This is a genomic window from Pseudomonas sp. NCHU5216 (assembly GCF_052156495.1).
Classification (GTDB): domain Bacteria; phylum Pseudomonadota; class Gammaproteobacteria; order Pseudomonadales; family Pseudomonadaceae; genus Aquipseudomonas.
Genome location: NZ_JBQLIX010000055.1, coordinates 23,654 through 31,490, shown reverse-complemented (window position 1 = coordinate 31,490; position 7,837 = coordinate 23,654). Strand labels below are relative to the sequence as shown.

At 67.0% G+C, this 7,837-nt stretch carries 3 protein-coding genes; all 3 read left to right on the top strand.

What is annotated here, in order from left to right:
* Nucleotides 1-311: 311 nt before the first annotated feature.
* From ACSVIK_RS24165 to glgB, 3 genes are read left to right on the top strand one after another with little or no spacing between them, the layout of a single operon-like run.
* Nucleotides 312-2,294 (top strand): alpha-1,4-glucan--maltose-1-phosphate maltosyltransferase, encoded by a 1,983-nt coding sequence (locus ACSVIK_RS24165; protein WP_442446682.1) that lies wholly within the window; start codon nt 312-314, stop codon nt 2,292-2,294.
* Between the two features lie 15 nt (nt 2,295-2,309).
* On the top strand, nt 2,310-5,612 hold the full coding sequence (treS, locus tag ACSVIK_RS24160; RefSeq protein WP_442446681.1) for a maltose alpha-D-glucosyltransferase: 3,303 nt from the start codon (nt 2,310-2,312) through the stop codon (nt 5,610-5,612).
* Nucleotides 5,609-7,765 (top strand): 1,4-alpha-glucan branching protein GlgB, encoded by a 2,157-nt coding sequence (gene glgB, locus ACSVIK_RS24155; protein ID WP_442446680.1) that lies wholly within the window; start codon nt 5,609-5,611, stop codon nt 7,763-7,765. The genes treS and glgB overlap by 4 nt, the downstream gene beginning before the upstream one ends.
* Nucleotides 7,766-7,837 lie beyond the last annotated feature (72 nt).

Genomic DNA, 7,837 nt, shown 5'->3' with positions numbered 1-7,837 from the left:
GCCAGGGCCGGATGAAAGGGCGGAGGTTTTGGTTACTTTTGCCCCAAAAGTGACTCGCCCGGGAGGGCGAAACCAGAGACATCAACAAAAACGCGGCAATCCGGAACAAGCACCCGAACAAGCAACAAGCACCCCCACAAACCTGCCAGTCCGGTGTCAGCCAAGCATTCCCCCAAAATGCCAAGAACCGCAAAAAATCCCTGAACTTTAGGCCTCGGCGCCGCCTCGGAATTTTAGGCCCCGGATTTTCCGGGGCGCTCGTTTTCACCGCGCGAACATGACGTTTGCCAGGCGCAGAGGAGCCAGGATTCATGCTGCCCCCGCACTCCATCGACGATGCCCTCGCCAGGGCCCTGACCCGACCCCGTCTGGCCATCGAGGCCGTGCAACCCGTGCTGGAGGCGGGGCGCTTCGCCGCCAAGTGCCTGTGCGGCCGCGCGCTGCCGGTGAGTGCGGTGATCTTCGCCGACGGCCATGATCAGCTCGCCGCCGATCTGCTTTGGCGCAGCGCCGGGCAGGCCACCTGGCAGCGTGTGGCGCTGCAGCCACAGGGCAACGATCACTGGCAGGCGACATTAGTGGTCGATCAGCCCGGACGCGCCGAGTTCGCCATCGAAGCTTGGCAGGACGTCTACGCCAGCTTTCGCCAGGAGCTGGTGAAGAAGCTCGGCGCTGGCGTGCCGGTGGAGCTGGAACTGCAGGAAGGCGCGCAACTGGTGCGGCGCATCTGCGCCCAGGCCCCGGAACACCTGCGTGGCGAGGTGGCGGCGCTGGTCGAGCGCATGGAGGCTGCGCAGTCGCAGGAAGAGCGCGAGGCGGTGCTGATCGACCCGGCGGTCAACGAGCTGATGCGCCGCGCCGAGTACCGCCCCCATCTGTTGCGCACGGCCAACTACCCGCTGGACGTGGAGCGCCCACTGGCCGAATTCGCCAGTTGGTACGAGCTGTTTCCCCGTTCGCTGGGCGACGAGGGCCGTCATGGCACCTTCGCCGACGTGCAAGCGCGCCTGCCCGAGATCGCTGCCATGGGCTTCGACGTGCTGTATTTTCCGCCCATCCACCCCATCGGCCGCAGCCATCGCAAGGGGCCGAACAACAGCCTCACGGCCGGGCCTGACGACCCCGGCAGCCCCTACGCCATCGGCAGCGAGGCGGGCGGCCACGACGCCGTGCATCCCGAGCTCGGCAGCCTGGAGGACTTTCGCACCCTGGTGCAGCGCGCCCGCGAACATGGCCTGGAAGTGGCGCTGGATTTCGCCGTGCAATGCTCGCCCGACCACCCCTGGCTGCAGGAGCACCCCGGCTGGTTCAGTTGGCGCGCGGACGGCAGCATCCGCCATGCCGAGAACCCGCCGAAGAAGTACGAGGACATCGTCAACGTCGAGTTCTACGCCGAGGCGGCCATCCCCGATCTCTGGCTGGCGCTGCGCGACGTGGTGCTGGGCTGGGTGGAGCAGGGCGTGACGCTGTTTCGCGTGGACAACCCGCACACCAAGCCGATGCCGTTCTGGGAGTGGTTGATCGCCGACGTGCGTGAACGTCACCCGGAGGTGATCTTCCTCGCCGAGGCCTTCACCCGCCCGGCGATGATGGCGCGCCTGGGCAAGCTCGGCTTCAGCCAGAGCTACACCTATTTCACCTGGCGCAACAGCAAGGCCGAGCTGCAGGCCTATTTCGAGCAGCTCAACCAGCCGCCCTGGCGCGACTGCTACCGGCCGAACTTCTTCGTCAACACGCCGGATATCAACCCCTATTTCCTGCAGCGCAGCGGCCGCCCCGGGTTTCTCATCCGCGCCGCGCTGGCCACCATGGGTTCGGGCCTGTGGGGCATGTATTCGGGCTTCGAGCTGTGCGAGGCGGCGCCGGTGCCAGGCAAGGAGGAATACCTCGACTCGGAGAAGTACCAGCTACGCCCGCGCGACTACCAGGCGCCCGGCAACATCAACGCCGAGATCACCCGCCTCAACCAGATCCGCCGCGACAACCCGGCGCTGCACAGCCACCTGGGCTTCGTCGCCTACACCGCCTGGAACGACAACATCCTCTACTTCGGCAAGCGCACCGAGGATCTGCGCAACTTCATCCTGGTGGCCGTCAGCCTCGACCCCTACGAGGCGCAGGAGGCCCACTTCGAGCTGCCGCTGTGGGAGCTGGGCCTGCCCGACGATGCCGCACTGGAAGGCGAAGACCTGATGAACGGCCACCGCTGGACCTGGCACGGCAAGGTGCAGTGGATGCGCATCGAACCCTGGCACCTGCCATTCGGCATCTGGCGCATCCGCGCCCCCCACTGACAAGGAGTGCCGAACATGGCCAGACGCAAAGCCGCCAGAACCTTTCTCAACGACCCGCAGTGGTACAAGGACGCGGTGATCTACCAGGTGCACCTGAAGTCCTTCTTCGATGCTAACAACGATGGCATCGGTGACTTCCAGGGCCTGATCGACAAGCTCGACTACATCGCCGATCTGGGCGTCAACACCCTCTGGCTGCTGCCGTTCTACCCCTCACCACGGCGTGACGACGGCTACGACATCGCCATGTACCGTGGCGTGCACCCGGACTACGGCAGCCTTGCCGACGCCCGCCGCTTCATCGCCGAGGCGCATCGGCGCGGCCTGCGCGTGATCACCGAGCTGGTGATCAACCACACCTCCGACCAGCATCCCTGGTTCCAGCGCGCCCGCCGCGCCAAGAAGAACTCCAAGGCGCGCAACTACTACGTCTGGTCGGACAGCGACGACAAGTACGCCGGCACGCGGATCATCTTCATCGACAGCGAGAAATCCAACTGGACCTGGGACGCCGTGGCCGGGCAGTACTTCTGGCACCGCTTCTACTCGCACCAGCCGGATCTCAACTTCGACAACCCGCGGGTGTTCGACGCTGTGCTCGGGGTGATGCGCTTCTGGCTCGACATGGGCGTCGACGGCCTGCGCCTGGACGCCATCCCCTACCTGATCGAGCGTGACGGCACCAGCAGCGAGAACCTGCCGGAGACCCACGCCGTGCTCAAGCGCATCCGCGCCGAACTGGACGCGCGCTATCCGGATCGCCTGCTGCTGGCCGAAGCCAACCAGTGGCCGGAGGACACCCGGCCGTACTTCGGCGAGGACGATGAATGCCACATGGCCTTCCACTTCCCGCTGATGCCGCGCATGTACATGGCCATCGCCCAGGAGGATCGCTTTCCCATCACCGACATCCTGCGTCAGACCCCGGAGATACCGCCCAACTGCCAATGGGCGATCTTCCTGCGCAACCACGATGAGCTGACCCTGGAGATGGTCACCGACGACGAGCGCGACTACCTGTGGAACTACTACGCCGCCGACAGCCGCGCGCGCCTCAACCTGGGCATTCGGCGACGCCTGGCGCCGCTGGTGGGGCGCGACCGCCGGCGTATCGAGCTGCTCAACAGCCTGCTGCTGTCGATGCCGGGCACGCCGACCCTGTACTACGGCGACGAGATCGGCATGGGCGACAACATCTACCTCGGCGACCGCGATGGCGTGCGCACGCCGATGCAATGGTCGGTGGATCGCAACGGCGGTTTCTCCCGCGCTGACCCGGCCAGCCTGGTGCTGCCGCCGATCATGGATCCGCTGTACGGCTACCAGACCATCAACGTCGAGGCGCAGGCGCGCGACCCGCACTCGCTGCTCAACTGGACGCGGCGCATGCTTGCCATCCGCAACCAGCACAAGGCCTTCGGCCGTGGCAGCCTGGAGATGCTGGCGCCGAGCAACCGGCGCATCCTCGCCTATCTGCGCCTGCATCAGATGGAAGATGGCCAGGAAGAACGCATCCTCTGCGTGGCCAACCTGTCCAGTGCGGCGCAGGCGGTGGAGCTGGAGCTGGCCGACTATTGCGACCGCGTGCCGGTGGAGATGGTCGGCGGCGCCTCCTTTCCGCCCATCGGCCAGTTGCCCTACCTGCTGACGCTGCCGCCCTATGGCTTCTACTGGTTTTACCTGGCCGACGCCTCGCAGATGCCCAGTTGGCACTTGAAGCCGGTGGAACGCATGCCCGAGCTGCAGACCCTGGTGCTCAGCCGCGCCCTCAACGAAGTGCTCGAAGGTCGCGCCCGGCAGATGCTCGAGCGCGAGTCGCTGCCGCTGTACCTGCCCAAGCGGCGCTGGTACGCCGCTGAGCGCGTGTCCCCCGGCAGCGTGCGCCTGCTCTATGCCGTGCCCCTGGGCCAGGACGCCGATGCGCCGCTGCTGGCCGAGGTGGAGGTAAGCGGTGAGCAGGGCGTGGAGCACTATCGCCTGCCGCTGGCCGCCGTGCCCGAACGCAGCAGTGGCAGCGACCTGCCGCAGCAGATGGCCCTGGCCCGTCTGCGCCGTGGCCGGCGCGTGGAGTTGCTGACCGATGCCTTCAGCCTGCCGCACTTCAGCCAGTTGATGCTCGCGCTGCTGCGCCAGGAGCGCGTGCTGCACAGCGCCGCCGGGGAGATTCAGTTCCGCGCCGAGCCGGCGCTGCTGGCCCTGGACGGCCTGGATGAAAACCAGTTCAAACTGCTCTCGGCCGAACAGTCCAACAGCTCGGCGCTGGTGGGCGAGCAGGTATTGCTCAAGCTGCTGCGCCGTGGCTTCGCCGGCATCCACCCGGAGGTGGAGATGAGCCGTTTTCTCGGCGCTCACGGCTTCGCTCACACCGCGCCATTTTTCGGCGAGGTGCTGCGGGTCGACGAGCAGGGCCAGCCGCATACCCTGCTGGTGGTGCAAGGCTACCTGGACAACCAGGGCGATGCCTGGCAATGGACGCTCAACACCCTGGAGCGGGCGCTGCGCGACGCACTGACCGGCGGCATGAGCGAGCCCGAGGTGGATGCCCTGGGTGAGCTGGCCACCTTCTGCGCGGTGCTTGGCAAGCGTGTCGGCGAAATGCATGCGGTGCTGGCCCGGCCGGTGGACGACCCGGCCTTCGGCAGCCAGCTCAGCGCGGCCCAGGACAGCGCCGCCTGGCAAGTCTCGGTGGGTGCGCAACTGCAACAGGCCCTGCAGGCACTGGAGCGTCAGCGTGAGAGCTTGCCGGCAGCCAGCCGCGAACAGGCCGACTGGCTGTTGGCCCACCGTGCGGCCCTGCAACAGGCCGTCGAACGCTTGAGCCAGGCCGTGGCTGGCGGTCTGCGCATCCGCGTGCATGGCGACCTGCACCTGGGCCAGGTGCTGGTGGTGCAGGGCGACGCTTACATCATCGACTTCGAGGGCGAGCCCAACCGCACTCTGGAGGAGCGTCGCCAGCGTCACAGCCCGTTCAAGGACGTGGCCGGCATGCTGCGCTCCTTCGACTACGCCGCCGCCGTGGCGCAGCGCAACGCCGGGGGCCTGGACGGCAACGCCGACTCGCAGCAGGTGGCGCGGCTGCTGGCGCGCTATCGCGAGCAGGCCTGCCAGGCCTTCCTCGACGCCTACCGCCAGGCTGCCGCCGAGTTGCCCCACGAATGGCACGCACGCGACGGCGAGAAGGCCGCCCTGACGCTGTTCTGCCTGGAAAAGGCCGCCTATGAAATCGTCTATGAAAGTGGGCACCGCCCCGACTGGATCGACGTTCCCCTCCATGGCCTGGTACGCCTGGCCCGCCAACTGATCGAGGCAACGCCGTGAACGACCCCGCAATCGAACGTCTGAGACGGGCCGAGGAGGGCGATCCTTTCGCCTTTCTCGGCCCTCATGTGCAGGCCGATGGCACGCTGGTGCGCGTCTGGCTGCCCGGCGCCGAGGCCGTCGAACTGCTCGATGGCGCCGGCCAGATACTGGGCGCCATGACGCGCCGCGACGATGATGGCCTGTTCGAGCTGCTGCTGAGCGAGCCGCAGGCCTATCGCCTGCGCATCCACTGGCCCGGTGCCGTGCAGGAGGTGGAAGACCCCTATGCCTTCGGGCCGCTGCTCGGCGAGCTGGATCTGTACCTGTTCGCCGAGGGCAATCACCGTGCGCTGTGGCGTTGCCTGGGCGCGCGTCCCTGCGAGCACCAGGGCGTGCCCGGAGTGAGCTTCGCGGTGTGGGCGCCTAATGCCCGGCGGGTGTCGGTGGTGGGTGACTTCAACAGCTGGGACGGCCGTCGCCATCCCATGCGCCTGCGCTACCCGGCGGGGGTGTGGGAGCTGTTCATCCCGCGCCTGGTGGCGGGCGAGCGCTACAAGTACGAGATTCTCGGCCCCCACGGTCTGCTGCCACAGAAGGCCGACCCCCTGGCCCAGGCCAGCGAGGCGCCACCAGCGACGGCCTCACGCGTCCCCCGCGCCGAGGCTTTCGCCTGGCAGGACGAGCAGTGGATGAGCGAACGCGGGCAGCGCCACCAACCCGCAGCGCCGCTGGCCATCTACGAGCTGCATGCCAGTTCCTGGCAGTGGCAGGACGAGCGCACGCCGAACTGGGACGAGTTGGCCGAGCGCCTGATCCCCTACGTGCAGCACCTGGGTTTCACCCATATCGAGCTCATGCCGATCATGGAGCACCCCTTTGGCGGCTCCTGGGGCTACCAGCCGTTGTCGATGTTCGCGCCCACCGCACGTCTGGGCGAGCCGGAGCGCTTCGCCGCCTTCGTCGACCGCTGCCACCGCGCCGGCATCGGCGTGATCCTCGACTGGGTGCCGGGGCACTTTCCCAACGACCCCCACGGCCTGGCCGAATTCGACGGCACCGCGCTGTACGAATACGCGCATCCCTTCGAGGGCTTCCACCCGGATTGGAACACCTGCATCTACAACCTCGGCCGCAGCGAGGTGCACGGCTTCATGCTGGCCAGCGCCCTGTACTGGCTGCGCGAGTACCACGTCGACGGCTTGCGTGTGGATGCCGTGGCCTCGATGCTCTACCGCGACTATTCCCGCGAGGAAGGGCAGTGGATTCCCAACCGCCATGGCGGCCGCGAGAACCTGGAGGCCATCGAATTCCTCCAGCACCTCAACGAGGTGGTGCGCAGCGAAGTGCCGGACGCGCTGATGATCGCCGAGGAATCCACCGCCTGGCCCGGCGTCAGCCGCCCGGTCAGCGAGGGCGGCCTGGGTTTCAGCCACAAATGGAACATGGGCTGGATGAACGACACGCTGCGCTACTTCCAGAACGACCCGTTGTATCGCCGCCATCATCACCAGCAGATCACCTTCGGCCTGCACTATGCCTTTTCCGAGCGCTACATCCTGCCGATCTCCCACGACGAGGTGGTGCACGGCAAACACTCGCTGATCGGTCGCATGCCCGGTGATCGCTGGCAGCAGTTCGCCAATCTGCGCCTGTTCCTCGCCCTGATGTGGACGCACCCAGGCAAGAAGCTGCTGTTCATGGGCTGCGAATTCGCTCAGTGGCGCGAGTGGAACCACGACCAGCAACTGGACTGGTACCTGCTGCAATACCCCGAGCACACGGCCGTGCAGGCGCTGGTCGCCGAACTCAATCACCTGTATCGCCAGGAGCCGGCATTGCACCAGTGGGACGAACGACCGGAGGGCTTCCAGTGGCTGATCGGCGACGACGCGCACAACAGCGTGTTCGCCTGGCTGCGCCGGGGCGAACACGGACGGCTGCTGCTGGTGGTGCACAACGGCACGCCGCAGGTGCTCAGCGACTACCGCATCGGCGTGCCGCAGGCGGGGCGCTGGCAGGTGCTGCTCAACAGCGACGAGGGTCGCTGGTGTGGGTCGGGGGCGGGGAGCCAGGGCGAGCTGCACAGCGAGCAGGTGGCCGCCCACGGCCAGGCTGATTCGCTGAATCTGCAATTGCCACCGTTGGGGAGTTTGGTGCTGGGGCTGGGATGAGTTGTGGGGAGGAGTTTGAGCCGCGACCGTCGCCGCTAAAGCGCCTCCCACGGTGTGGGGCATAGGTTGTGG

What these genes read in the sequence shown, in the direction of transcription:
- ACSVIK_RS24165 (WP_442446682.1), top strand. Translation starts at nt 312, where the DNA reads ATGCTGCCCCCGCACTCCATCGACGATGCCCTCGCCAGGGCCCTGACC.
- treS (WP_442446681.1), top strand. Translation starts at nt 2,310, where the DNA reads ATGGCCAGACGCAAAGCCGCCAGAACCTTTCTCAACGACCCGCAGTGG.